The sequence below is a fragment of the Veillonella sp. ZSJB6 genome, from assembly GCF_051549505.1.
Classification (GTDB): Bacteria; Bacillota; Negativicutes; order Veillonellales; family Veillonellaceae; genus Veillonella.
This window is the reverse complement of sequence record NZ_JBPUGE010000114.1, coordinates 1-253: the sequence shown is the minus strand read 5'-3', so window position 1 is coordinate 253 and position 253 is coordinate 1. Positions and strand designations below refer to the sequence as shown.

The following is a 253-nucleotide window of genomic DNA, read 5'->3' as shown; positions in this document are numbered from 1 at the left end:
CGCAAGGCTTTGGGGCACAAGGTGCTTCCACGATCACGCAGCAAGTAGTCAAAAACTCCTTCTTTACCAATGAAAAAACATTGGAACGAAAAGCGCAAGAAGCGTGGCTAGCTTTCCAACTCGAACGGAAATATGAAAAAGAAGAAATTTTTGAGATGTACTGCAATAAAATTCTGATGTCCGGACGTAATTATGGACTCGGGACAGCTGCTGACTTTTTCTATGGAAAAGAGCTAAATGAATTAGAACTTCA

Annotated in this window: 1 protein-coding gene; it reads left to right on the top strand. The window is 41.1% G+C overall.

The genetic code is table 11. The features are described from left to right. Positions 1–253 (top strand): transglycosylase domain-containing protein (locus ACSV5T_RS10110; protein ID WP_438321048.1); only part of this gene is annotated, 253 nt, incomplete at both ends.